The organism is Sorangium sp. So ce367, from assembly GCF_051520455.1.
GTDB classification, from domain to species: Bacteria; Myxococcota_A; Polyangia; order Polyangiales; family Polyangiaceae; genus Sorangium; species Sorangium cellulosum_B.
Genome location: NZ_CP150334.1, coordinates 764,124 through 787,980 on the forward strand (window position 1 = coordinate 764,124; position 23,857 = coordinate 787,980).

Sequence of the window (23,857 nt, forward strand, 5' to 3'; positions counted from 1 at the left end):
CAATCCCCCTCATTCCTCGCCTCGTTAGCTGTCGTTTCCGGCGGTCCCGGCTGGTGCGACCGTCCTGACCGCTCCGGTCGCGGACGGCGCGCTCGGCGGCGCCGCGGGGAGGGGGGCGCGCCCGGGCATTGCGGCGAGCACCGCCGCGTCCGTCATCGGCGCGCGCGGCACGTTCAGCGCGCGTCCAATGCGCGCCCTCGAATGCTTGTCGTTGTCGATGCACCTGCCGCGCGTGTATGCGCTGAGCCGGTCGCGCGGCTCCTGCTTGCGGCACGCCCCGAAGGATCCCTTGATCAGCGCGAGTCCCGCGCGAAAGCATTTCTCTCGATCCCCGACGAGATCCTCGTGAGACCACCCCTCCCGGGTCTTGCCGGCGCCGACGCGGACCTGGAGCAGACAGGAGTCGAGCCCCGAGCCGCGCGCGAGCTTCCCGAGCCCGAGGTCCACGTCGCGACGGTAACCGCTCTCGAAATACGCGATCGATAAGAGCAGCGCCATCGTCTCGGCTCGACCGCGCGGGCCTCCGAAGAGCGGCTTCAATGCAGGATCATAGGCAACCTTCGCCGCCGCGCGCGCGATCTCGTGGTAGCGCGCGCGGCCTTCCTCGGGCGTCTCGACCGCGTCCTTGATGAAGCTCTTCCCAGGCGGGGCCCATGTCATCATGATACCAACAGCCCACGCGATAATCGTATCCATAAGACATGTAAGGTCATGGGATACCTCTGTGTCAAGCAATTCGGACAGTCTGGCTGGGATTGTCGTGGTGCGTTGTACGATGGCGTGCCGCTCAGTGTGCATTATAACGTCCTCGTCAAATTGCGAATGATCTGGGAAGCGGTGCGTCGTACGTGGTGCGCAATCGTTTTCGCACCGGTTCGCACTGGATTTGTGTTCGGTTGTTTTCGGTCGTGTTCGGTCGTGTTCAGTTACGTTTGTTACGCTTGTTGCGTATGTTGCGCTCGGCCTCGAGAGATTGCGGGTGTGCTCGCGGTCAAATTCGCGCCGAGTTGTCTCGTGCTCTCGCCGCGGGGCTCACGAATGGAGTGGTCGCCTCCAGTCCTCGAGAGAGCGACTGGCCCTCACCGGGCTGGGAGCGATGATGTGCTTCGCGCGCGCTCGACGCGAGGCGCGCGTCAGGCCTTCTCGGCGGCGTCTTCTTCGGAGGTCGCGCGCGTGTCTTCGAGCCGGTCGACCGCGCGCAGCTCGGGGAACAGCCGTGCCCAGAGCAGCACGACCGCGATCGTCCCGAGGCCGCCGAACACCACGGTGGGCACCGTCCCGATGAGCCTCGCGAGGGTGCCCGACTCGAGCTCTCCGAGCTCGTTCGAGGCGCCGACGAACACCATGTTGACCGCGCTCACGCGGCCGCGCATCTCGGGCGGCGTGGCGAGCTGCTCCAGGGTCATCCGTACGACGACGCTCACCATGTCGGCGGCGCCCATCACGGTGAGCGCGACGAGCGAGAGGGGGAAGCTCCGCGACAGGCCGAACACCACCGCGGCGAGCCCGAAGAGCCCGACGCAGAGGAGCATCCTCGGCCCGGCGCGCCGCGTGATGGGCCGGAAGGCGAGGACCACGGCCATGAACCCGGCCCCGACGGCCGGCGCGGCGCGCAGGAAGCCGAACCCCTGCGGGCCGACCCCGAGCACGTCGGTCGCGTAGATGGGCAGCAGCGCGACCGCGCCGCCCAGGAAGACGGCCACGAAGTCGAGCGAGATCGACCCGAGGAGGACCTTCTTCCGGTAGACGTAGCGCAGCCCGGCGAGCGCCGTGGCGAGCGACGGCGGCTTCCTCTCCAGGCGGCCGGCGGGCGCCCGCACGGCCAGGGGCCCGGCGCACGCCGCGGCGAGCGCGAGGCTCGCGCTCAGGTACACGGGCGCGGGCGCCTTCCAGAGCGCGTAGAGCAGCCCGCCCAGGCTCGGACCGCCGATGGCGCCGACCTGCCAGAGCGTCGATTGCCACGTCACCGCGTTCTGGAAGTGCTCCGTCGGCACGAGCGTCGGCAGGAGCGCCGAGCCGGCCGGCCCCTGGAAGGCGCGCACCGTGCCGAGGAGCACGAGGACCCCGTAAATCGCCGGCAGGTTCGGGCTCGGCGAGCGCGCGAGGAAGAAGAGCGCGAGCGCCGCGAGCGCCGAGGTGAGGTAGCAAAGGACGAGGATCCGCCGCCGATCGAAGCGATCCGCCGCGTGCCCCGACGCGAGGGACAGCCCCGCGACGGGGAGGAACTGGGCGAGCCCCACATAACCGAGCGCCAGCGGATCTCGCGTGAGGTCGTAGATCTGATACCCCACGGCGATCGATTGCATCTGGTAGGCCACCGTGGCCAGAAGGCGGGCCGCCGCGTAGACGCGAAAATCGCGCGATGTGAAGGCGGCGAAGGGCGACGACGGCTTCAGGGCGGCGGGGGCGATGGCCATGAACGAGTCCGGGCGACGTGATGGCGCATTCCAGCGAGGGTCGCCAGGCTGCGATGCCGCGGTGACGGGCCGGGAGACCGAGGGAGACCGAGCGCCAGGTCGCTGCATCCAGCGCGCCGTGGAGGGGGTGCATCCCGGGCACTGTGAAAGAGAGCAGGGACGGCCCGGGCACCACGGCCGGTCATCGGGACGGTCACGTTCGCGTGCCCTCGGTGTGGAACACTGGCGCGCCGACTTGGACCTGTGGTAAGCGGCAGCCACACATGATGCTCCTTGGACATGACACTTCGTCGGGACGGGCGCGCGACCTCGCCGAGCAGGCGTGGCGCGCCTGGACGCTGTTTGGCAGCCGCTCCCGCCGTGGGCGTGATGGCCGGCGCGACGACGACGACGACGACGATTTTCCGCGGCCGAACGCGATCCTCACGTGGCTCCCGATGCTGGGACGCGCCGTCTCGCCGCTCCCCGCCTGATCTACGCGCCGCTCAGGGCCCGCTCGCCGTCAGCGTGAGCGAGCCGTCGCGGAGGCTCACGATGCGGTCCGCGGTCGCGACGCGCGACCAGTCGAACTCGCGGAGCAGCTCCGCCGGCGTGCACGGATCAGGGCGATCCCGCAGGCCGACGCAGCAGGCGAGCGCGCCGGTGAGCGCGGGCGCGCTCCGGGCGAGCGCCGCCCCGCGCGCCGCGCCGTGCGTCTTCGCCAGCTTGCCGCCGCGCTCCTCCAGCAGGAGCAGGTGGTGCCGGTAGACCGGGGCTGGCAGCCCGAGCAGCGCCTGGAGCGCCGCCTGCGTCGCGGTGCTCGGCGCGATGTCGCGCCCCCGGACGACGCGCGTGACGCCCGCCGCGCCGTCGTCGACCACCACCGCCAGCTGGTAGGAGAAGGCGCCGTCGCGCCGGCGAACCACGGGATCGCCCATCGCGAGCGCGGGCTCCTGCGACAGGTCGAGCCCGCCCTCGTCCAGGGGCCGGAACACGCCGTCCGGCAGCCGCGCCCGGATCGGCTCCACGCTCGCGCGCCACCCGCCGGGCGGCAGCGCGCGGCCGCGCGCGCGGTTGTCGTAGGCGAAGCCGCCGTCCGGGGCGCGCCGGCCGATCGCGCGCACCTCCTCGCGCGTCGCGGAGCAGGGGTACAGCGCGCCGAGCGCCTCGAGCCGGTCCAGCGCCGCCTCGTGGTGCGCCCTCCGCGCGTGCTGCTCGACGCGCTCGTCGAAATCGAGCCCGAGCCACGCGAGATCCTCCTCGATCGCGCGCGCGAACTCGGGCCGGCAGCGGTCGGGATCGAGGTCCTCCAGCCGGAGGACCAGCCGCGCGCCCCGCGACCGCGCGTCCAGCCAGGAGAGCAGCGCCGCGGCGAGCGTGCCGAGGTGGGCGGGCCCGGTGGTCGACGGGGCGAACCGGCACACCTCGCTCATCGCTCTTCCTCCTGCCGCTGCCGGCCGCGCCCTCGTCGCGCGGCCCGCGGGCCCACCACGCCGCGCCTCAGAGGAAGCGCGCGATGCGCGCCCGCACGCGCGGCTCGCCCAGCACCGCCATGACCTCGGTCAGATCAGGGCTGTTCCTCGTCCCGCAGACCGCGACCCGGAGGAGCATCGAGACGTCGCCGACATGGCCCTTCCACGACTCGGGAGAGGCCTTGTACTGCTTCACCTCGCCTGCGTAGCCCGAGGCCACCGCGATCTGCCGGATCTTCTCGAACCACGCCTCCTTCGAGTCGGCCGGGTCGAACGTGTCGAGCATCTGCCGGAGCAGCGGCTGGCGATCGCCCTCCGGGACGTTCTCGGGGAAATCGAGCGCGTCGACGCGGCTGTAGAGCTCGTCGTAGAAGAAGAAGAGCTGGGCCCGCAGGTCGGGCCAGGTGGTGATGCGCTTGTTCGACTTCTTGCCGCCGCGCTCGATGCCGAGCGCGCGCTTCGTGTACTCCGGATCTCGCTCCATCAGCGCGGCGAGCTCCTTGTCGTGCTCCCTGGCCCAGTCGAGGCCCTGGGCATAGACGTCCTCGGCGCTCATCCGGCTCACGACCGCCTGGCTGACGCTCTTCAGCTTCACCATGTCGCTCAGCGCGCCGCCGGGGGCGAGCTTGTTGAGCTTGAGGGGGAAGGCGGAATAGGGCTTGTCGGGGTTCGCCTTGCGCCAGTCCTCGAACGCGGAGTTGGCGATGTTGAGGAGGTACTCGATGGTGCCTGTCTCGGGGACGCCGATCTCCCGGTAATAGGCGATGTTCGCCTCGGGGTCCTTGCGCTTGCTCAGCTTGCGCCGGGCGTCCGAGACCTTCGTCTCGCCCGTCTCCGGGTCGACCTCTTCCGCGCGATCGAGCTTCTGGATAGGCGGGACGTGGGCGTATTCGACCGGCCTGAAGCCGAGCGTGCGGAAGAGCTGCAGGTGGAGCGGCATCGACGAGATCCACTCGTCGCCTCGGATCACGTGCGTCGTGCGCATCAGGTGATCGTCGATCGCGTGGGCGAAGTGGTACGTCGGGATGCCGTCCGACTTGAGGAGGATGGTGTCGAGATCGTTGACGGGCATCGAGATGACGCCCTTCACGCCGTCCTTCCACTCGACGCGGCCGGAGACGTCGTCCGGGGCGCGCAGCCGGAGCACGAACGGGGTGCCGCCCGCGAGCGCCTCCTTCACCCGGGCGAGCGGCGCGTCGCGCCACTTCGCCCACCGGCCGTGGACCCCGGGCTTCACCGTGAGGGCCATCTGCTCCTGCCGGATGGCGTCGAGCTCCTCGACCGTGCAGAAGCAGGGGTATGCGAAGCCGCGGCGGATGAGATCGATCGCGTAATCCCGGTAGATCTCGACCCGCTCCGTCTGGATATAGGGGCCGTAGCTGCCCTGCTGCACGAACTCGCCCCGCGACGACGGGTCTCCGTCCTTCGCCGGCGCGCGGAGCACGCCCTCCTGAGGGGAGAGATCGAAGCGCGCGAGGGAGTCGACGATGGTGTCGAGCGCGCCGGGGATGGCCCGCTTCACGTCGGTGTCCTCGAGGCGGAGATAGAAGACGCCCTCGCTCTGGAGCGACAGCCGCTTGTTGATGAGCGACACGAAGATGCCGCCAATGTGCATGAACCCGGTCGGGCTCGGCGCGTAGCGGGTGACCATCGCGCCTTTGGGCAGCGCGCGCCGGGGATAGCGCGCCTCGTACTCCTCGGGCCGCCTGGCCGACGCCGCGGCGTCGCCGAAGAGGAGGCGCACGAGCTCGTCGCGGTCCTCTCCGGGGCCCGGTTCGCGGACGGTGACGGGAAGCGTCGTCTCGTTCGGGGCCTGCTTGTCCATGAGGGCGCGTCGCTCCTGGTCTGACATCGGGCGGGCAGCCATTGCACGCCCGCCTGGCCTTGTCAATCGGCCGGGGCCTGTCAATCGCGGGGTAACGAGCGCGAACGAGCGTGGGTCGCGACGCGCGCCGCGCGCCGCGCTACTGCGGTGTGTTCTCGCCGATGAGCCAATAGGTCTTCATCGCGCCCTTGCCCTTGATCGCCACGAGGCCCCGCTCCTCGAGGAGGAAATCTCGCGCGAGCAGGGAATAGCTCGCCTCGCTCACCTGGATCCGGCCGGGCTCTCCGCTCGACTCCATGCGGCTCGCCACGTTCACCGCGTCACCCCAGAGATCGTAGCTGAACTTCTTCTTGCCGATGACGCCGGCGATGACAGGCCCGGTGTTGATGCCGATCCTGAGCTGGAACGGCTCGCCGTCGTCGCCGACGAACTGGCGCACGGTGTGCGTCATGGCGATCGCCATCCGCGCGATGGCCCTCGCGTGATCGGGGCGCTGCGCCGGCAGCCCGCCGACGACCATATAGGCGTCTCCTATGGTCTTGATCTTCTCCAGGCCGTGCTGCTCGGCGAGCTGATCGAACGAGGAGAACATCCGGTTGAGCAGGCCGACGAGCTCCGCCGGGGGGAGCCGCGCGGCGAGCGGGGTGAAGTCCGCGATGTCCGCGAAGAGGACGGTCACCTCCTCGAAGTGCTCGGCGATGAGCTGCTCGTGCTCCTTCAGCTGATCGGCGATCGTCCTCGGCAGGATGTTGAGGAGGAGCCGGTCGGAGCGCTCATGAGCTCGCTCGGCCGCCGCCTTCGCCTGCTCGAGCGCCGCCTTCTGCTGGCTCTGCCGCCGCGCGTTCGCCTCCAGGGCCGAGAGCATGCCGTTGATCGAGCCGGTGAGGCGCGACAGCTCGTCGGTGCCCGGCATCGCGACCCGCGCCGAGAGGTCGCCGACGCCGCCGATCTCCGTGACCTCCCGGCTGAGGCGGGCGAGCCGGTACAGCACCAGCTTCTCCAGGAGCAGCAGCGTCACGCCGCCGAAGACCAGGCCCACGACAACGGTCACGAGCACGAGATAACGCAATGTGTCATGGCCCATCCTGAGGATGGCCCGATCGTTGTCCACGCGCACGAGCAGCGCGGGCTTGCCGTCGATGTCGTCGAGGACGGTGTATCCGGCGATCCGGTCGCTGCCGAGCGGGTGGACGAGGATGGGGTCGCGGTCGGACAGGGCGGCGCGGGCCTCGCGGAAGTCGTCGGGCAGGTGGGGATCGTCGAGGCGGTGGACGGCGAGCGAGAGGCCGGCGGGCTCGGTGAGGCGCTTGATCTCGGCGTCGGTCAAGAAGCGCCCGAACGTGACGGTGCCGGCGACCGGTCCGCGGCCGGAGCTGCCGACGCTCGGCTGGGAGCAGAGGAGCATCGGCCCGTCCGGGAGGAGGACGATGCCGCCTCGCACGGCGCTGCCGGGCGCGTCCCGCCCGAAGAGGAGATCGCCGATGCGGAGCCGCTCCTCGATGCCGCGCGGCAGGGGGGCCCAGCTCTTCGTGGCGTGGTTGTAGCCGGTGCTGTACACGGGCCTTCCGTCTGCGCCGGCGAAGACCGCGAGATCGATCCGGGCGATGTCGAAGAGCTGGGCGACGAGGTTCGAGCGAACGAACTCTTGATTACCGTCCTGCACGAACGCGTAGGCGTCATCCCACTGGCTCCAGTCGGTCCAGCGCGCGTTGAAGTCGCTGCTGGCCTGGCGGAAGAGGTTGAGCGCCACCTGCACGGTACGGCGGGTGTCCTGCGCCTCGGCGGCCATCGAGTTGGCGAGGAGCGCCCTCGAGGACACGCCGTACAAGGCAAAGCTGAGCCCGAGCAGCGTGGCGGCGATCGCCAGCAGCGTCTTCGCGCGCAGGGAGAGCAAGGCGTCGAGGGCGGGCTTCAGCGGTGCCGAGACTATCGAAATGCGGGACGGCGCGGAAGCGCGCCGACACCAGCCGGGACGGCGCGGGCCCGCGGCGGGTCGGGGAGGGAGCGCGGCGGCGTGGTGCGGCGGTGCCCCTGGCCCGCTCCAGGCCGCGCTCGCTTGGAGGGGTCTCCGGGGCGGGTCTGGAGGCGAGGTTTCATTCTCGTTCTACGGCGGCACGCGAGGCATCGAGTTCCAGATGTGTATCGTGGACGTTCCCGCCCGTCGCTCCGGGTCGAGTCTTCATCGACTTTCGCGGAAATTCAGGTCCGTAGTGATGAAAACAACTTGAACGGTTGCCGCCGTTTCCGGCGGTGATGAACGACGCTGCGGTATCTCACGTTGCCTCGTGGCTTCCTTGGACCGCTGTCGCGAGAGCAGATAGAATGCGTGCAATGCACACGCCCGGCCGGCTGCTTGTCGTTCCTGCGGTCCTTCTCACCCTTGCCGCGTGCGCCAACGGCACCGACGATCTGCTGCCCGGCTATTACGAGGAGCAGGCCGGCGGCGGCGAACTCGGCGGTGATGACGGCGCCGGAGGGGAAGACCTGTCCGTGAGCTCGAGTTCTAGCTCGAGCGTGAGCGCCGGCTCCACCGGGGCCGGCGGCGCTGAGGGCGTGGGCGGCGATGTCGGGAGCAATGAAGGCGACGGAGGCGACGGCGGTGGGGGAGCGGTGGCCGAGTGCGACCATGCGGCGCCCAATACCTGCACGGGAGCAGAGGCTCTCGGTAGTATCTCGGGCGACGTCGAGGCTGATTCGATGACGGTGACGGGGACCACGTCGAAGTGGTTCAAGATCCTGATCGTCGACAATGCAGATGAGGCCAGCTCCGAGCACTTCCGTGCCACGCTCGAGTCTCCGCCGGGGATGAACTTCGATTTGATCGCTTACCAGGGGCAAATTGAAGTCGATGCACCGAATTGCTTTGCGTCCGGCGTCAGAGGGCAGGGCACGCCCGAATCATTTTACGTGACGTGGAACGACCGCTTCGCCGATCCCGATGAGCTCTGGTTTATCCTCGAGGTGCGGCATGTGGAGGGCACCGCGTGCGGCGAGGACGCGAAGTGGACGCTGACGCTCCTCGGCAACAATGCGGCGTTGATAGAGCCTTGAGCCTGCACGCGCAGCCCGCAGGCCGGTCACCGGCACAGGAGAGCTCCTTGAGCCTGTGCCCACCACACATCAGCGCCGCCTCACCTCGATCTTGCTCCGTCCGGGACAGCGCTCCTCCTCCTCGACACCGGGCACACCGCCTCAGCTCGCGCTGATCGGGATCTGACGCGGCTTCAGCGACGCGCTCTTCGGCAGGTGGATCCGCAGGACGCCCGCGCGGAGATCCGCGGAGATCTTCTCGGAATCGATGCCCTGCGGGACCACGAAGCTGCGGCGGAAGTCCGGCAGGCCTTCGACGCCCTGCTGCCGCTCGGCCGCCTCGGTCCGCCGGCCCTCGAACGTGAGCTCCCCCTTCTCCACACGGACGGCCAGGCGATCCTGCGTCACGCCCGGGAGATCCGCCACGACCAGGAGCTCCTCGGCGCTCTCGTAGATGTCGACCGCCGGCGCAACGGCGGGGCGCTGCTGGATCTTCTCGGGGTTGCTCTCGGCACGGTGGGTCAAGCTGCGATCAGTGCTCATGTTCATCGCTCCTTCCTCGGTACACTCCAGATCCGCTCGTCGCTGGATCGTCGCTCTCCTCTTCTTCGTTCGCTCTTCAGCTCCCGGCTCCCTCAGCGCGCCGTCACCGCGATCTGACGCGGCTGCGCCTCGGCGGCCTTGTTCAGCGTGAGCGTCAGCACGCCGTTCTTCAGGACCGCGGTCGTCTTCTCCGGATCGACCTTGCTCGGCAGCGTGAAGCTCCGGCTGAAGCGCACCGCGCCCCGCTCCTTGCGGTGGACGAGGTAGCCCTCCGGCGCATCCGACTTGCGCTCGCCGCTCACCGTCAGGACGTCCTGATTCAGCGAGATCTGGACATCCTTCTCCGTCAGACCCGGAACATCGGCCTTGACGACAAGGGCGCTCCCTGTGTCGAACAGGTAGACGCGCGGACCCCCCACGTACCGGGACGTCTGGTCGAAGTCGCCGCGGAGCGACGCGCGGGGCGCGTCCGCCTCCTCGAACACCCAATCCAGGCGCCGGCGAAGCTCATCCATCATGGCAAACGCGCGATCGAAATCCGTGGTTCGGTGCAGCATGGTCAATCCTCCATGACCACCGCGCGCGGCGCGCGCCCGGGCTCCGCCCGCGGCGCCGTCAACCTGCTCGCGACGGCCGATTTGTTGTAGCGTTACGGGACCTTGGCTCCGAGAGCCGGTCTCTTCGCACCGCCCAATCTTTGCACGGCACGTGGGGTGTCAAGAGCACGGCGCGCCGTCGTCCCCCAGAGGCAGATCGGCGGGAGCAGCGGTGGCGACCGGACTCGTCAGACCGAAGGGAGAGGCAGGGAAAGGCGGGCGAGCGCGACCTCTCCGGCTCCCCGGAGCGGCTCCATGCGCCGCCCCGCCGGCCACCGCCCCGGAGGCCGAGCCAGGCCAGCCGGCCGTCGGCGGGGCCAGCCACGCCGGCGCCCGGTGGAGCCTGCCGCCTCGAACAGCCCTGGGAGCACGTCCCGGAAAGCGCTAGAAACCCAGGATATGCAGCCCTGCCCGCCCGCCCCCCGCCGCCGCGGCGTCCTTGCCGCCCGCCTCCGCTCGGTCTCCTCTGCGGCGGCGCTGTCCCTGGCGCTGATCTCGGGCGCCGCGCTGGCGCTGCCCTCGGAGGGGGACCGGGCGCCGAACGCCCGCGTCGAGGACGCGGACGGGCGCGAGCTCCGGCTCAAGGCGCTTCAAGGCAAGCCGATCCTCATCGTCTACGAGGACAAGGACTCGAAGGCCCAGAACCAGGCGCTCAAGGACGCGCTGGCGAAGCTCACGAAGGGCGACCGCTACCGGCGAGGCATCGCCGTCGCCGCGATCGCCGACGTCAGCTCCTACGACTTCTGGCCGGCGAAAGGCTTCGTGAAGGACGCCATCCGGGAGGAGTCGAGGAAGGTCGGCGGGACCGTCTATTGCGACTGGGACGGCTCCTTCCGTACGGCCTACAAGCTCCGCCGCGGCGTCAGCAACGTCGTCGTGGTCGGCAAGAACGGCCACGTGCTCTTCGCGGCCGAAGGCGCCCTCAAGCCGGAGTCGCAGAGCAGGGTCCTCGAGCTGCTCCGCAAGGAAGTCGAGGGCTGACCGCAGCGAACGCGCCGGCCGGAGGGGCGCGCGCTCAGCGCCCGTCCCTGCGGCGCCGCCGCGCGTGCAGCGCAGACTCGACCTGCGCGCGGATCTCCGCCGCCTCCGCGGCCGCCACGAGGCCGCCGCGCGCCTCGATGAAGGACCGGAGCGCCCCGGCGCCCGCGCCGCCCACGATCCACGGCACGCCACGGCACGCGTCCGCGTAGGCGTCGATGAGCTCGCGCGCCGACGGCGGGAGCGGCGGGATCGCGACCGTCAGCGCGACGAGGTCCGGCGCGAGCGCCTCGACCGCCCGCGCGATCGCGGCGGGCGGCGTCCTCGCGCCGAGCACGACGGAGCGGAAGCCCCACGAGCAGAAGCGCAGGCCGATGCCGAACAGCCCGAGCACGTGATCCTCGTCGGCGAAGGCCGCGAGCAGCACGCGCCGCCCGCTCTCGCCAGGCTGCGCGAGCCGCAAGAGGTGCAGCAGCGTCGCGCCGAGGACCTGCGAGGCGAGGTGCTCCTGCGCGACCGTGATCTTCCCCGCGTGCCAGAGATCGCCGATGCGCTCGAGCGCCGGGCCGAGCGCGCGCTCGAAGATCGTCACCGCCGGGCCGAGCGAGAGGGCCCGGTTCACCTCGGCCTCGAGGCCGTCGGGATCGAACCGGACCGCGGCGTCGACGATGCGCTCGCTCGCCCCGGCGAACGCGTCGCCGCCGCTCGTGCCCACCGGCGCGCGCGGCCCCGCGGCCTCGAGCACCATGCGCGCCGCCTCGGCCGCGGCGATCCCGCCGTTCACGTGGTCGCGCATCTTCTTGATCACCGCCACATCGTCGTCGCTGTACAGGCGATACGCCGACGCCGTGCGCGCGGGCGACGGCACGCCATAACGGCGCTCCCACGCGCGCAGCGTCGCCGAGGACACGCCACACATCTCCGAAACGACATGGATTCTGTAGCGGCTCAACTGGATAAACCTTGCTAGGACCCGCCGAGCCGCGGCCGTCCGCGCCGGTCCGGCGCACCGGGATGCATCGGAACGGCGGGCAGCGAGGCCCAGAAAGACCCCCTCCTGCCGACGTCTTTCGCGTTCGTCATTCGCCTTTGTCAAAGGCTAGGACAAACATTATACTGAGCGTCATGCAAAACACCAGCGCTTCGGCGCAGGATCCGGCGCATCCGGCCAGGCCTGACGCCTCGCCGGGCGACGAGGTGGCCGCTCCCCCGCGAGCGGCGGGCGCGGCGCTCGCGGGCCGCGTCCTCCGCGGAGCGCGCGCGCCGCGCGCCGTCGTGATCGGCAGCGGCTTCGGGGGCCTCGCGGCGGCCGTGCGGCTCGGGGTGCGGGGCTACGACGTCACGGTGGTCGAGAAGCTCGACCAGCCGGGCGGGCGCGCGTACGTCCACCGCCAGGACGGGTTCACCTTCGACGCGGGGCCGACCGTCATCACGGCGCCGTTCCTCCTGGAAGAGCTCTGGCAGCTCTGCGGCCGGAACATGGCCGACGACATCGACATGCGGCCCGTGGCGCCGTTCTACCGGATCCGGTTCCACGACGGCGCGACGTTCGACTACACGGGCGACGCCGCCGCGATGCGCGCCGAGGTCGCGCGCCTCTCACCCGGGGACGTCGAGGGGTACGAGCGCTTCGTCCGGCGGAGCGAGGAGATCTTCCGCGTCGGGTTCGAGGAGCTCGCGCACGTGCCGTTCGGGTCGTGGATGGACATGGCGCGCATCGTGCCGGACATGATGCGGCTCGAGAGCTACCGCACGGTGTACGGCCTGGTCGCGAAGCACGTGAAGGACGACCGCCTGCGCCAGGTGCTGAGCTTCCACCCGCTGCTCGTGGGCGGGAACCCGTTCTCGACGACCTCGATCTACAGCCTGATCGCGTTCCTCGAGCGCAACTGGGGCGTGCACTTCCCGATCGGCGGCACGGGCGCGCTGGTGAAGGGGCTCGTGTCGCTCATCGAGGGGCTCGGCGGCTCCGTGCGGTGCGGCGCCGAGGTGCGGCGCATCTCCGTGGAGGGCGGCCGCGCCCGGGGCGTGGAGCTCGCGTCGGGGGAGCGGCTCGCCGCCGACGTCGTCGTCTCGAACGCGGACTCGGCGTGGACCTACCGGCACCTCGTGCCCCCCGAGGCGCGGAAGCGCTGGACCGACCGGCGCATCGAGCGGCAGCGCTACTCGATGAGCCTCTTCGTGTGGTACTTCGGCACGCGCCGGCAGTACCCGGACGTCGCTCACCACACGATCCTCCTCGGCCCGCGGTACAGGCCGCTGCTCGAGGACATCTTCGAGAAGCACGTGCTCGCCGACGACTTCAGCCTGTACCTGCACCGCCCGACCGCGACCGATCCGGCGCTCGCCCCGCCCGGCTGCGACGCGTTCTACGTGCTGTCGCCGGTGCCGAACCTGCTCAGCGGCACCCACTGGCCCACGACCCAGGAGCGGTACCGGCGCTCCATCTCGGCGCTGCTCGAGGCGACGCTCCTGCCGGGGCTCGAGGGCGCGCTCGCGAGCTCGCGGCTCCTCACGCCGCAGGACTTCCAGGACCGGCTGCTGTCGTTCCGGGGCGCGGCGTTCGGGCCGGAGCCGGTGCTCACGCAGAGCGCCTTCTTCCGGCCCCACAACGCGAGCGAGGACGTCGAGCGCCTCTACCTCGTCGGGGCAGGCACGCACCCGGGCGCCGGTCTGCCCGGGGTGCTCTCGTCGGCCCGCGTGCTGGATCAGGTGGTCCCGGATGCATCGAAGCTCGTCTGAGGTGTCGGCGGCGGACTTCGCCGCGTGCAGGGACCTGCTGCGCAAGGGGTCGAAGAGCTTCGCCGCGGCGGCGCTCCTCCTGCCCGCGCGCGTGAGGGAGCCGGCGGCGGCGTTCTACGCGTTCTGCAGGGTCGCCGACGACGCGGTCGACGAGCTCGGGGAGCACGCGCCGCCGTCCGCGGCCGCGGCCGCCGTCGCGGCGCTGCGGGAGCGGCTCGCGCGCGCCGCGGCGGGCAGGCCGGACGACAGCCCGGTCGATCGCGCGCTCGCCCACGTGATGGCGGAGCACGGGCTGCCGCGCGCGTTCATCGAGGCGCTGCTCGAGGGGTTCGCGTGGGACGCGGAGGGGCGCCGCTACGAGACGCTCTCGGACCTGAACGCCTATGCGGCGCGCGTCGCGGGCACCGTGGGCGCGACGATGTCGACGCTCATGGGGGCGCGGGGGCCCGACGCGCTCGCGCGGGCGTGCGACCTGGGCGTCGCCATGCAGCTCACGAACATCGCGCGCGACGTCGGCGAGGACGCGCGGCGCGGTCGGATCTACCTGCCGCTCGCCTGGATGCGGGAGGCCGGGATCGCGCCGGACGGGTGGCTCGCGCGGCCGGTGTTCGACGACCGGCTGGGGCGGCTCGTGGCGCGGCTGCTCGCCGAGGCGGAGGTGCTCTACGTCCGCGCGGGCGCCGGCATCCCGATGCTGCCGCGCGACTGCCGCCCCGCGATCCAGGCGGCGCGGCTCATCTACGCCGACATCGGGCGGGTCATCGCGCGCCGCGGCTTCGACTCGGTGTCGACGCGCGCGGTGGTGTCGCCGGGCCGCAAGGCGTGGCTCGTGCTGCGGGCGCTGCTCCGCAGGTCCGTCGCGCCCGCGGAGGCGCGGGAGCACGGCGCGGCGCCGCCGCTCGACGAGGTCCGCTTCCTCCTGGAGGCGGCGCGATGAGCGGCGGCGCGAGCGGCGCGACACGCGCTCTGGAGGCCGCGCGATGAGCGCCCTGGTGGGAGCGCGATGAGCGCCGGCGGCGCGCCGGGCTCAGCCGCGCGGGAGATCGACGCGGCGCGGGGGCGCGTGCGCGAGGCGGGCGGGGACGCGCTGCTCGCGCGCCTCGAGCACCTCGACGCGGTGCGGGCCGCGCCGGCGCCTCGACCGGGACCCTCGCCGCGGCCGCCGGATCGGGGCGCGACCGCCGATTACGACGTGGTCGTCGCGGGCGGCGGGCTGTCGCTCCTGCTCGCGCCGCTGCTCGCGTCGGCAGGGCTGCGCGTCGCGGTGCTCGACCGGGCGCGGATCGGCGCCGCGCACCGGGAGTGGAACGCCGGGACGGCCGAGGTGGCCGCGCTGTCGGCGTCGGGGATCTTCGCGAGGGACGAGATCGAGCGGCTCGTCATCGCCCGCTACGTCGAGGGGCTCTGCCGCTGGCACGGCGGCGGGACGTACCCGGTGCGCGGCGTGCTCGACCACGCCATCGACGCGGCGGGGCTGCTCGCCGCGGCGCGGGCCCGGGCCGAGGCGCTGGGGGTGACGCTGCTCGACGGGCACGCGCTCCTCGGGCACGCGGAGGGGCCGGACGCTGTCGCGCTCGCCGTGGCCGAGGCGCAGCCGGGCGCCGCGCCGCGCGCGCCGCGCGCGCTGTCCGCGCGGCTCCTCGTCGACGCGCGCGGCGCGGCGAGCCCCTACGCGACCGCGGACCTCCTCTGCCCGACCGTCGGCGGCGTGCTCACGGGGCTCTCGGAGGGCGACGGGGAGCGGCGGATCCGGCCGGACGTCGGCGAGATCCTCGCCACCACGGAGGACGTCGAGGAGGGCCGGCAGCACCTCTGGGAGGCGTTCCCGGGGCGGCCGGGCGAGACGACGGTCTACCTCTTCTATTACGCGCGCTCCGGGGACGTCGGGCCCGGCGCGCTCCTGTCGCTCTACGCGCGGTTCTTCCGGCTCCTCTCGCGCTACAAGGAGGGCGACGCGCGCCTCGTCCGCCCGACGTTCGGCTTCATCCCCGGCTGGTCGCGGCTGTCGGCCGCGCCGCGCGCGCCGGGGCGCCGGGTGCGGCTCGTGGGGGACGCGGCGGCGCGGCACTCGCCGCTGACGTTCTGCGGCTTCGGCGCGAACGTGCGCGAGCTCGCGGCGACGGCCGCCGATCTGGCGCGGGCGGTCCGGGAGCCGGGCGCGCGTCGCACGTCGGCGACGGCGCGCGACGCGCCTGTGCACTCGGGCACCGGCGCGCTCGCGGCCCTCATGGCGAAGCCCGCCGGCGGGGCGAGGGCAGGGGAGATGAACGCGCTCCTCGACACGGCCTTCGCCGTGCTCCACGCGATGGGCAACGACGCGTACGCGGCGCTGCTGCGGGACGAGATGCAGCCGGCCGATTTCGTGAGGTTCTTGCGGGAGACGGCGGCGCGGCGGCCCGAGGTGTACCGCGAGGTCGTGAGCGCGCTGCCGCTCCGGGCCATCGGCCGCTGGGGAGCGGGGCTCGCGCGGGAGCTCTACCGCGCCCGCTGAAACTCTAGAACACCGATCAGGTTCAAACCCGGAGAATTTTCACAGGGAGGCGGGGAGGCGGGGAGGAAGAAAGAATGAAGTTCTTTCTCTTGCCGTCTCTCGCTCCCCGCCTCCCCGTCTCCCTGTGAAATTCTTGCTTTTTCTCGTGGTTTCAACCCGTATGTCGCTCTACCGCGCCCGCTGCGCGGCGCGCTGGGCGCGGCCTCCCGCGACGCCGCGGCGCGCGAGGACGAGGGGCCCGAGGAACAGGCCGTACGGGGGGCCGCCGGTGCCGTGGTGGACGCGGTGCGCGTCGCGCACGCGCGCGAGGTACGGGATGCGCGCGAGGCCCGAGACAGGGAGCCGCCCGTGGACGAGCCCGTCGTGGACCAGGACGTAGGCGAGGCCGAAGGCGGTCATGCCGAGGCCGAAGCCGAACGCGGCCTCGCGCAGCGGCCCCGGCGCGCCCCAGCTGCCGTACATGATGAGCCCGGCGGCGATCGGGGCGTGGAGGAACGCGAGCGCGTCGTTCTGCTCGAAGGCGCCGCGCCGCTTCGCGTGGTGGGTGCGGTGGATGCGCCAGAGCGCGTGGTGCCAGACCTTGCCGTGGAGGAGCGCGGCCCACACCTCCATGATCGCGAAGGCGGCGAGCGCCGTGCCGATCCAGATCGCGAGCGTCATCGCGCCCTCCTCATGCGGAACGGCAGGAGGAGCTGCACCCAGGGGCTGGCGAAGCGGTCGAGCGAGAGGGCCTCGTGGACGACCGTCGCCGGCTTGCCGCCGAACGTCGCGGCGGCGAGGGAGCGCGCGTAGAACGGCGTGTCCTCGAGGGTGCGGAGGAGCCGCGGCGCGGACCCCGGGTCGGCGGCGATCTCCCGCGCCAGGCCCCAGCGCGTGTCGCCGAGCGGCCGCGGGGCGAGCTGCGGGAGCTCGCGCGCGCCGCCCGCCGCGTCGAACGCGGGCGAGAGGAGCATGCGCGTGCCGTCGCGGCGCCGGACGTCGTAGGTGAGGGCGATCCCGTCCGAGCCGAGCGCGCGCGACCAGGTCCAGCGCTCGAAGGCGTGGCCGAGCGGCTCGTCGCCGGCGTTCGTGTCGAGGTAGGCGCTGCCGGAGAAGCGCAGCGAGGGGTGCGCGAGCTCGACCTCGGCCCGCGCGATCGGCGCGATGGGCGTCCAGCGGTGGAGCCCCCGCCCGTCCAGGGCGACGCCATCGTGCGCGCCGTCCGCCGCGGGCCCGGGCACGGACGGGCGGAGGCGCACCGTCCCCGAGAGCCGGGACGGCAGAGGCGCCGTGATCTCGTCGAACGAGACGCGGAGCTCACCCCCGGACCACTCCATCAGGCTCGGTCCGATGGCGAGCGACCGCGGCGATCTGGAGACCGCGCCCCGCGGCCGCTCGGTCAGCGCCCAGCGATCGGCGCGCGCGCCGTACAGCGCGACGTTCATCGCGCAGTGCATGAGCGGGTCCGCGGCGCCGCGCGATCGCGCCTTGGCGTAGTAGGGCGAGAAGACGCTCCCGAGCATCGCGATGATCGTGATCGCGCTCTGCCCGTCGTCGCTCACCGCGTCCAGGTACCACCAGGCGTAGCCCCCGCTCGGGATCTCGAGGTCGAAGCGAGGTCCTCCATCACGCTCCGCGCCGCGAGCTGGCCGCTCAGCGCCGCCATCGGCACGCCCGCCCCCGGGTGCGCGCTCCCGCCGGCGAAGTACAGGCCCGGGAGCTTCGAGCGCGAGGCCGGGCGCGCGAAGGTCGAGTTCCACCCGTGGGACACCGGCCCGTACAGCGCGCCTCCCGTCGCCGGGAACATCCGCTCGAAGTCCGCCGGCGTCGTCGCCACCGGGGAGGCGCCCGTGCTCTTCAGCGAGAGGCCGAACCGCTGCAGTTGCTGGAACACGCGCTGCTCCCATTCGTGGATCTCCGTCGATGAGGGGGTGTGTTTATCACCGGTCGCAGGGGCATTGAGGATGAAGAACAGCCGCTCTCCGCCTCCGTCGGCGCCTGCGCTCGCCCCGACCCCGCCGGGCTCGTGCGCCGGCGCGTCGCCGCGATCCTCGGCGCAGACGTAGACCGTGGCGTCGCGCGGGAGCTCGGCGCGGTCGAACAGCGCGCGGAACTCGGCCTCGTAGTCGCCGGAGAAGAAGACGTTGTGCCGGAGGAGGGGGAAGCCGCTCGCCTCGGCCACGAGCGCCCAGGTGACGGCCGAGAGCGAGCGCGGCTCGCTCCCCGGCGCCTTGCGGGCGGCGCGCTCGCCGAACAGGCCGGCCCGCAGCGCCGCGGGGTCGGCGTTCAGCACGATGGCGTCGGCCTCGATGCGCTCGCCGCCCTCGAGCACGACGCCCGTCGCGCGGCCGCGGCCCTCCTCGATGGCGGCGACGTGCGCGCCGCAGCGCAGCGTCGCCCCGGCGCGGGCCGCCGCCGCGGCGAGCGCCTCGGCGACGCGGCCCATGCCGCCCTCGGGGAGCCAGAGGCCCTCGCGCTCCACGTGCGCGATGACGCTCAGCGTCGCAGGCGCGAGGTACGGCGACGAGCCGCAGTAGGTCGCATAGCGCCCGAACAGCTGGAGGAGGCGCGCGTCCGTGAAGAAGTCGCCGAGCGCGCGGTGGAGGGTGCGGTGCCCGTCGATCTTCATCATCCCGCCGACGCCCAGGGTGCCCGCAGTGCTCAGGATCGTCCTGAGCGTGGGCCGCTCCGCGCGCATGAACGGCGCCTCCACCACGTCGAAGATCTCGCGCGCGTACCGGCTGAACCGGCGGTACCCGTCCGCCTCCCGCGCCCCCGCGAGCGCGCCGATCGCGTCCGCAGCGCGCTCGACGTCCGCGAAGAGGTCGAGCGTCGAGCCGTCCGGCCAGGCGTGGCGCGCGAGCGTCTCGGCCCGGCGGAGCGACACGTGGTCCTCGAAGCGGAGCCCGAGCGACGCGAAGATCTCGTCGAAGACCCACCGCATCGTGAGCACCGTCGGGCCGACGTCGACGCGGCGGTCCCCGAGGACCGCCTGGCGTATCTTTCCGCCGACGCGCGGCGCCCGCTCGAGTAGCACCACGTCGAGCCCGCTCGAAGCAAGGAGCGCGGCCGAGGTCAGACCGCCGATACCCCCGCCGATCACCACGACGCGATCTCTCCTGTCCGCCATGGTCGGAGTGTACGCGTCGGAGGTAGTTTGTCTATACTTTGTTTAACTAATGTTCAAACTATTGACAAGCCCCTGAGGCTCGCCAAGACTCGCCCCCCATGGATTTCGATCGCCGGATCGAGCGCGTCCTCCTCGCCGCCATCGAGCCGCTCTCCTCGCCCGCGTCGCCGCCCGGGCTCCTGGCGGCGACGCAGCACGCCGTGTTCCCTGGAGGCGCCCGCATCCGTCCGCGCCTCTGCCTGGCCGTCGCTTCGGCGTACGGCGATCCCGCGCCGGAGGCCGCCGACGCCGCGGCGGCGGCGGTGGAGCTCATCCACTGCGCGTCGCTGGTCCACGACGACCTCCCCTGCTTCGACGACGCGCCGATCCGGCGCGGCCGTCCGTCTGTCCACCGGGCCTTCGGCGAGCCGATCGCGGTGCTCGCCGGCGATCAGCTCATCGTGCTCGCCTTCGAGGCGCTCGCGCGCGGCGCCTTCCACGCGATGGCGAGCGGCGTGACCGACGCGCGCAGGGCGGTCCGGTTCTTCGAGGTGCTCGGGGGCGGCGTCGGGATGCCGCAGGGGATCATCGCCGGGCAGGCGTGGGAGTCGGAGGCGAAGGTCCCGCTCTCGGCCTACCGGCGCGCGAAGACAGGCGCGCTCTTCGAGGCGGCGGCGACCCTTGGCGCGCTCTCCGCAGGCCAGGACGGGGCCGCCTGGGGCGATCTCGGGCAGCGCATCGGCGAGGCGTACCAGGTCGCGGACGACGTGCTCGACCTGGTCGGGAGGCCGGAGGACATGGGCAAGCCGGCGGGGCGCGACGGGGCGCTCGGGCGCCCGAACACGGCGCTGGAGCTCGGGCTCTCCGGCACGACCCGGCTGCTGCAGCGGCTCATCCAGGACGCGGTCGAGGCGGTGCCGCAGTGCCCGCGGGCGGACGCCGTGCGGTCGTGGGCCGTCGAGCTGGGGGACAGGCTCCTCCGGGTCTGCAGGGGGCCTTCGACGGCGCTTCCGACCGTGAGCTCCATGTGACGGCTCGGGCGGCCTGACGTACGTCCGAGAGGGGCGGCCGTCGGGGGGACTCGGGACGTCTGAGACTGATGATCGGGAGTGGAGCTGGGTTGTTTGCGCGTCGCGGGACGGAACGCGTGAAGCCGACGTGGACCGACGTGAAGCCGACGTGAACCGAATGAAGCCGACGCGGACCGAATGAAGCCGACGCGGACCGAATAAAGCCGACGTGCACCGACGTTGAGCAGATTCAGGGAGGGCCTTAATGCGCTGTCGCCTCGCGATAGTGAGGCTGCGCCCAGGCTCGACGAACGCGGTTTGGGGTGGCATCCTCGGCGGGCCTTTCCGCGTCTGCCGCGGGGAGCGTGGCTGTGGCGCGGTGTAAAGGCGCTGTGTTCTGCGTCCCGTGAAGCGAGGCGTGGGTCATGGTCCGCAAGCGGGGGGATCGGGGGATGAGGGCGATTCGGGAGCAACACGCCACGATCGTTTCTCGAAAGCTCGAGGCCGACAGCCCCGGGGGGATGCGCGAGGCGATCACCTCCGCCGAGCAGCTCGCGCGCGTCGCGCGCGGGCGCCTCCGCGACCGGGTGGTGGACGTCGGGAGCGCGGTGGGAACCGCCCTCCGGGGCGCGCCGAGGAGCGCGAGCTTCGTCCGGGCGGGCGCCGCCGCGGTGCCGCTGCACGTGTCGCGGATGCTGCTCGATCGACACCAGGTCGCCGCCCACGCGCTCGCCCACCTCTACGCGGAGATCGAGGCCTGCCGCTCGCTCGCGAGCTGGGCCTGCGAGGCGGGCGGGGAGGCCAGGGCCGTCGCCGAGGCGCACGCGGGGGCGCTGCTCCTGTCGCTGCGCGGCGGCGTCGATCTGGGCGGCGGAGAGATCGCGCCGCTCGGCGAGCTCGAGCTCCGCGACGACGAGGTCGCCAAGGCGATCGGCCACCCGGCGGTCGCGGCGTGGGCGCGCGACGCGGGCTCCGGCGTCGCCGTCGCCTCGATCGCGCGCGCGGCCGCCGAGCAGGGCATCCCCGCCAGCGCCGGCGCGGAGGACGAGCGCGTCGGCTGGATCCGGCACAACATGCGCGACTTCGTCGAGCGCCTCGTCGAGCCGCTCGCCCCCGAGATCCACCGCCGCAACGGGCTCATCCCCGAGTCGATCGTCCGCCGCATGGGGCAGTTCGGCGTGTTCCGGCTCGCCACCGCGCCCGAGCACGGGGGCGACGGGCTCGGCGTGGCCGCCATGGCGACCGCCATCGAGGAGCTCGCGCGCGGCTCGCTCGGCTTCGGCGTGCTCACCATGACGGCCTCCATCGCGTCGGACCTGCTCGCCCGATCCGGCACCGACCTGCAGCGGAGGACCTGGCTTTCGCGCATCGCGAACGGCGAGGCGCGCTGCGCCCTCGCGTTCGCGGAGCCGGCGTACGGGTCGGACCTCGCGCGCGTCGTCACGCGCGCCGAGCGCCAGGCCGACGGCAGCTACCTCCTCATCGGAAAGAAGGCGTGGGTCACCGGCGCGTCCCGCGCCGACCTGGTGCTCACCCTCGCGAGGACCACGACGCCGGGAGGACAGGGGCAGCTGCCGCTCGGGCCGAGCCTCTTCGTCATCGCGAAGCGGCGCGGCGCGCCGGGCGCCGACTTCCCGGACGCCGGGATGGCCGGGACCGAGCTGCGGGCGCTCGGGCAGCGCGGCATGGGGCACTACGAGCTCCGGATCGAGGGGCTCCAGATCGGCCGCGAGGCCCTGCTAGGCGAGCGCGAGGGCGAGGGGATCGCCCAGATCCAGCGGGCGCTCGTGACCGGCCGCACCTACGCGGCCGCGTGCGGCGTGGGCGTGGCGCAGGCCGCGCTGGAGCTCGCGCTCGAGCGGGCGAAGACGCGCGTGCAGTTCGGGTCGCAGCTCATCTCGTTCCCGCGCGTGGCGCACCGGCTCGGAGGGCTCATCGCGCGCGTCGCCGCCGCGCGGCAGCTCACGCGCGCCGCGGCGCACGTGGCGGACACCGGGCAGCCGTGCGAGCTCACGTCGGCGATGGCGAAGCTCTTCTCCAGCCGCGTGGCCTGGGACGCGGCCGACGCCTGCATGCAGCTCCACGGGGCGAGCGGCTACGCGGAGAGCTCGACCGCGGCGAGGCTCCTGCTCGACGCCCGCAGCCTCTTCTTCCAGCTGGGCCCGCACGAGGTGCTCGCGCAGGGCATCGCGCGCGCCCTGCTCGAGGGGCCGCTGCCCTAGAGCGGCGGTCACCCGCTTCGGATACGGGCCCATCTCGGCGTTTTCGGTGCTCAGCGCACCGGAGTGCGCTTCCGCGCCGAAAACACCGATCTGGACCCGTCTCCTGTGCGGGAGACCGCCGCTCTGAGTCGCGTGTGCCAGGGGTGGGCGAGAACCGCTCTAAGGCGCGAGCGACTGCGGCGGCCGCGAGCGGGCGGCCGGCGACGCGAGCCGGCGAGCGGGCATGTGCGCAGGGCCGCGACGCGCGCGCCGTCGTCAGCCGAGCGCGCCTGTGCCATGATCGCGCGGACCGATGGTCCGCGTCCGCTCTCCTCGCTACGGCCGCAAGCTCGACGATTTCACGGTGGGCGCGGTGTATGCCCACCCCTGGGACGTCACCGTGGACGAGGGGATGCTCGCGCTCTTCGCGGCCTCGTTCCAGGACGCGATCCCGACCTACGCCAGCCGCGTCGCGGCCCGGTCGGTGGGGCTCAGGGACAGGCCGGTGAGCCCGCTCCTGCTCCTCAACCTCGGGATCTCCTTCAGCGTGCACGACGTGAGCGAGCAGGCGATCGCGCACCTCGCGTACACCGACGTCCGGTTCCCGGCGGCCTGCTATCCGGGGGACACGCTGCGCGCGAGCTCGCTGGTCATCGGCAAGAAGCCGGTCTCGACGGGGGACAAGGGCGTCGTGCACGTCAGGACCCAGGTGGTGAACCAGGACGGGCTGCTCGTCTGCTCGTTCGAGCGCAAGGCGCTCGTGCCCCCCGGCCGCGTCGCGGAGCGCCCCGCGGACGCGCCGCACGCGGTCGCGCAGCCGGACGCGCCGCCGGCGCGCCTCCCGGAGGAGCTCGACGGCCCGCTGCCTCCGCCGGCGCGCCAGGGCGGCTTCGCCTGCGCGTGGGACGACTTCGAGGTCGGCGACGTGATCACCCACGAGGTCGGCAGGACCATCGGTGATAGCGAGCACATGCAGCTCGCGACCCTCCTGCGCAACTCCCACCCGCTGCACGTGGACGAGCAGTACTCCAGGTCGAGCTCCTTCGCGAAGACGCGGGTCGTCCACGGGGGGCTCGTGCTGTCCTGGGTGCTCGCGCTCTCGAGCCGCGACACGGCCGGGTGCGGCGTCTGGGACCTCGGCCTCGACGAGGGGGCGCACCCGAGCGGCGTGCTGGCGGGCGACACGCTGTTCGCCGCGTCGAAGGTGATCGCCAGGGAAGAGGCCAAGAGCGGCGCCGGGAGCGTCACCTTCCGGATCGTCGGCGTGAAGAACACGCCGCCGCGCGCCCTGATCGAGCAGGGCGCCGACCTGTTCACGCCCGAGCTCGGCAAGGCCGACGGCAGGGTGAAGGAAAAGGTCGTGGAGATCACGCGAACGCTGCTCCTGCGCCGGCGGAGCTAGCTCTGTACGTCAGCGATCACCGGCGGGATTGCTGACGCACAGAACCAGGCGCGCCCGAGGCGGGGGCCGCAGAATGAGGAGTC

At 72.4% G+C, this 23,857-nt stretch carries 20 protein-coding genes; 9 read left to right on the top strand and 11 right to left on the bottom strand.

What is annotated here, in order from left to right; genetic code table 11:
* Positions 1-24: 24 nt before the first annotated feature.
* A complete protein-coding gene (locus WME97_RS02900; protein WP_437549335.1) occupies positions 25-663 on the bottom strand; it encodes a hypothetical protein in 639 nt (212 codons plus the stop codon).
* 470 nt (positions 664-1,133) lie between these two features.
* The gene (locus WME97_RS02905; RefSeq protein ID WP_437549337.1) at positions 1,134-2,417 is read right to left on the bottom strand and encodes an MFS transporter; all 1,284 of its coding nucleotides are present in this window, start codon (positions 2,415-2,417) and stop codon (positions 1,134-1,136) included.
* Between the two features lie 263 nt (positions 2,418-2,680).
* Here WME97_RS02905 and WME97_RS02910 point away from each other — a divergent pair, with 263 nt between their 5' ends.
* On the top strand, positions 2,681-2,890 hold the full coding sequence (locus tag WME97_RS02910) for a hypothetical protein (protein ID WP_437549338.1): 210 nt from the start codon (positions 2,681-2,683) through the stop codon (positions 2,888-2,890).
* A 12-nt stretch (positions 2,891-2,902) separates the two neighbouring features.
* On the opposite strand, the gene WME97_RS02915 is transcribed toward WME97_RS02910, so the two are convergent.
* The 3 genes from WME97_RS02915 to WME97_RS02925 all read right to left on the bottom strand — a co-directional run bounded on the left by WME97_RS02915 (position 2,903) and on the right by WME97_RS02925 (position 7,587).
* On the bottom strand, positions 2,903-3,829 hold the full coding sequence (locus WME97_RS02915; RefSeq protein WP_437549340.1) for a glutamate--tRNA ligase family protein: 927 nt from the start codon (positions 3,827-3,829) through the stop codon (positions 2,903-2,905).
* A gap of 67 nt (positions 3,830-3,896) precedes the next feature.
* Complete coding sequence (locus WME97_RS02920) at positions 3,897-5,693, bottom strand: glutamate--tRNA ligase (RefSeq protein ID WP_437549342.1); 1,797 nt, start codon at positions 5,691-5,693, stop codon at positions 3,897-3,899.
* Positions 5,694-5,832: 139 nt separating this feature from the next.
* Entirely contained in the window at positions 5,833-7,587 is a 1,755-nt protein-coding gene (locus tag WME97_RS02925; protein ID WP_437549344.1) for an adenylate/guanylate cyclase domain-containing protein, read from the bottom strand.
* Positions 7,588-8,024: 437 nt separating this feature from the next.
* Here WME97_RS02925 and WME97_RS02930 point away from each other — a divergent pair, with 437 nt between their 5' ends.
* Positions 8,025-8,744, top strand: a complete 720-nt coding sequence (locus WME97_RS02930; protein ID WP_437549346.1) for a hypothetical protein — start codon at positions 8,025-8,027, stop codon at positions 8,742-8,744.
* Positions 8,745-8,885: 141 nt separating this feature from the next.
* Here WME97_RS02930 and WME97_RS02935 read toward each other — a convergent pair whose 3' ends face one another.
* Both WME97_RS02935 and WME97_RS02940 read right to left on the bottom strand, forming a co-directional pair.
* Positions 8,886-9,266, bottom strand: coding sequence for an Hsp20/alpha crystallin family protein (locus tag WME97_RS02935; protein ID WP_437549348.1), 381 nt, complete (start codon positions 9,264-9,266; stop codon positions 8,886-8,888).
* Between the two features lie 92 nt (positions 9,267-9,358).
* Positions 9,359-9,823, bottom strand: a complete 465-nt coding sequence (locus WME97_RS02940) for an Hsp20/alpha crystallin family protein (protein WP_012233212.1) — start codon at positions 9,821-9,823, stop codon at positions 9,359-9,361.
* 438 nt (positions 9,824-10,261) lie between these two features.
* On the opposite strand from WME97_RS02940, the gene WME97_RS02945 reads away from it, so the two are divergent.
* On the top strand, positions 10,262-10,843 hold the full coding sequence (locus tag WME97_RS02945; protein ID WP_437549351.1) for a YtfJ family protein: 582 nt from the start codon (positions 10,262-10,264) through the stop codon (positions 10,841-10,843).
* 34 nt (positions 10,844-10,877) lie between these two features.
* Here the strand turns inward: WME97_RS02945 and WME97_RS02950 are convergent, their stop codons facing one another.
* Entirely contained in the window at positions 10,878-11,792 is a 915-nt protein-coding gene (locus tag WME97_RS02950) for a MerR family transcriptional regulator (RefSeq protein ID WP_437549353.1), read from the bottom strand.
* Between the two features lie 173 nt (positions 11,793-11,965).
* Between WME97_RS02950 and WME97_RS02955 the strand changes: the two genes are divergently transcribed.
* From WME97_RS02955 to WME97_RS02965, 3 genes are all read left to right on the top strand, one after another.
* Positions 11,966-13,582, top strand: a complete 1,617-nt coding sequence (locus tag WME97_RS02955; RefSeq protein ID WP_437549354.1) for a phytoene desaturase — start codon at positions 11,966-11,968, stop codon at positions 13,580-13,582.
* Positions 13,563-14,519: a phytoene/squalene synthase family protein gene (locus tag WME97_RS02960; RefSeq protein WP_437549356.1), complete on the top strand. Its 957-nt coding sequence runs from the start codon at positions 13,563-13,565 to the stop codon at positions 14,517-14,519. The genes WME97_RS02955 and WME97_RS02960 overlap by 20 nt, the downstream gene beginning before the upstream one ends.
* A gap of 66 nt (positions 14,520-14,585) precedes the next feature.
* Entirely contained in the window at positions 14,586-16,073 is a 1,488-nt protein-coding gene (locus WME97_RS02965; protein ID WP_437549357.1) for a lycopene cyclase, read from the top strand.
* 168 nt (positions 16,074-16,241) lie between these two features.
* On the opposite strand, the gene WME97_RS02970 is transcribed toward WME97_RS02965, so the two are convergent.
* The 3 genes from WME97_RS02970 to crtD are packed head-to-tail and all read right to left on the bottom strand — an operon-like array spanning position 16,242 to position 19,182.
* Entirely contained in the window at positions 16,242-16,733 is a 492-nt protein-coding gene (locus WME97_RS02970) for a beta-carotene hydroxylase (RefSeq protein ID WP_437549359.1), read from the bottom strand.
* Positions 16,730-17,614, bottom strand: coding sequence for a carotenoid 1,2-hydratase (locus WME97_RS02975; RefSeq protein ID WP_437549361.1), 885 nt, complete (start codon positions 17,612-17,614; stop codon positions 16,730-16,732). The genes WME97_RS02970 and WME97_RS02975 overlap by 4 nt, the downstream gene beginning before the upstream one ends.
* Positions 17,611-19,182: a 1-hydroxycarotenoid 3,4-desaturase CrtD gene (crtD, locus tag WME97_RS02980; RefSeq protein ID WP_437549363.1), complete on the bottom strand. Its 1,572-nt coding sequence runs from the start codon at positions 19,180-19,182 to the stop codon at positions 17,611-17,613. Before crtD ends, WME97_RS02975 begins: the two co-directional genes overlap by 4 nt.
* Positions 19,183-19,280: 98 nt before the next feature.
* Between crtD and WME97_RS02985 the strand changes: the two genes are divergently transcribed.
* The 3 genes from WME97_RS02985 (at position 19,281) to WME97_RS02995 (ending at position 23,774) form a co-directional block, all read left to right on the top strand.
* Positions 19,281-20,192: a polyprenyl synthetase family protein gene (locus WME97_RS02985; protein ID WP_437549364.1), complete on the top strand. Its 912-nt coding sequence runs from the start codon at positions 19,281-19,283 to the stop codon at positions 20,190-20,192.
* Between the two features lie 431 nt (positions 20,193-20,623).
* Entirely contained in the window at positions 20,624-22,393 is a 1,770-nt protein-coding gene (locus WME97_RS02990; RefSeq protein ID WP_437549366.1) for an acyl-CoA dehydrogenase family protein, read from the top strand.
* A gap of 292 nt (positions 22,394-22,685) precedes the next feature.
* Entirely contained in the window at positions 22,686-23,774 is a 1,089-nt protein-coding gene (locus WME97_RS02995) for a MaoC family dehydratase (RefSeq protein ID WP_437549368.1), read from the top strand.
* The last annotated feature ends 83 nt before the right edge of the window (positions 23,775-23,857 follow it).

Excerpts from the sequence above, each read along its gene's own strand:
- WME97_RS02965 (WP_437549357.1), top strand. The coding sequence starts at position 14,586 with ATGAGCGCCGGCGGCGCGCCGGGCTCAGCCGCGCGGGAGATCGACGCG.
- WME97_RS02915 (WP_437549340.1), bottom strand. The coding sequence starts at position 3,829 with ATGAGCGAGGTGTGCCGGTTCGCCCCGTCGACCACCGGGCCCGCCCAC.
- WME97_RS02900 (WP_437549335.1), bottom strand. The coding sequence starts at position 663 with ATGATGACATGGGCCCCGCCTGGGAAGAGCTTCATCAAGGACGCGGTC.
- WME97_RS02990 (WP_437549366.1), top strand. The coding sequence starts at position 20,624 with ATGAGGGCGATTCGGGAGCAACACGCCACGATCGTTTCTCGAAAGCTC.
- crtD (WP_437549363.1), bottom strand. The coding sequence starts at position 19,182 with ATGGCGGACAGGAGAGATCGCGTCGTGGTGATCGGCGGGGGTATCGGC.
- WME97_RS02945 (WP_437549351.1), top strand. The coding sequence starts at position 10,262 with ATGCAGCCCTGCCCGCCCGCCCCCCGCCGCCGCGGCGTCCTTGCCGCC.
- WME97_RS02940 (WP_012233212.1), bottom strand. The coding sequence starts at position 9,823 with ATGCTGCACCGAACCACGGATTTCGATCGCGCGTTTGCCATGATGGAT.
- WME97_RS02960 (WP_437549356.1), top strand. The coding sequence starts at position 13,563 with ATGCATCGAAGCTCGTCTGAGGTGTCGGCGGCGGACTTCGCCGCGTGC.
- WME97_RS02920 (WP_437549342.1), bottom strand. The coding sequence starts at position 5,693 with ATGGACAAGCAGGCCCCGAACGAGACGACGCTTCCCGTCACCGTCCGC.
- WME97_RS02970 (WP_437549359.1), bottom strand. The coding sequence starts at position 16,733 with ATGACGCTCGCGATCTGGATCGGCACGGCGCTCGCCGCCTTCGCGATC.
- WME97_RS02985 (WP_437549364.1), top strand. The coding sequence starts at position 19,281 with ATGGATTTCGATCGCCGGATCGAGCGCGTCCTCCTCGCCGCCATCGAG.
- WME97_RS02905 (WP_437549337.1), bottom strand. The coding sequence starts at position 2,417 with ATGGCCATCGCCCCCGCCGCCCTGAAGCCGTCGTCGCCCTTCGCCGCC.
- WME97_RS02930 (WP_437549346.1), top strand. The coding sequence starts at position 8,025 with ATGCACACGCCCGGCCGGCTGCTTGTCGTTCCTGCGGTCCTTCTCACC.
- WME97_RS02995 (WP_437549368.1), top strand. The coding sequence starts at position 22,686 with ATGGTCCGCGTCCGCTCTCCTCGCTACGGCCGCAAGCTCGACGATTTC.
- WME97_RS02910 (WP_437549338.1), top strand. The coding sequence starts at position 2,681 with ATGATGCTCCTTGGACATGACACTTCGTCGGGACGGGCGCGCGACCTC.
- WME97_RS02955 (WP_437549354.1), top strand. The coding sequence starts at position 11,966 with ATGCAAAACACCAGCGCTTCGGCGCAGGATCCGGCGCATCCGGCCAGG.
- WME97_RS02935 (WP_437549348.1), bottom strand. The coding sequence starts at position 9,266 with ATGAGCACTGATCGCAGCTTGACCCACCGTGCCGAGAGCAACCCCGAG.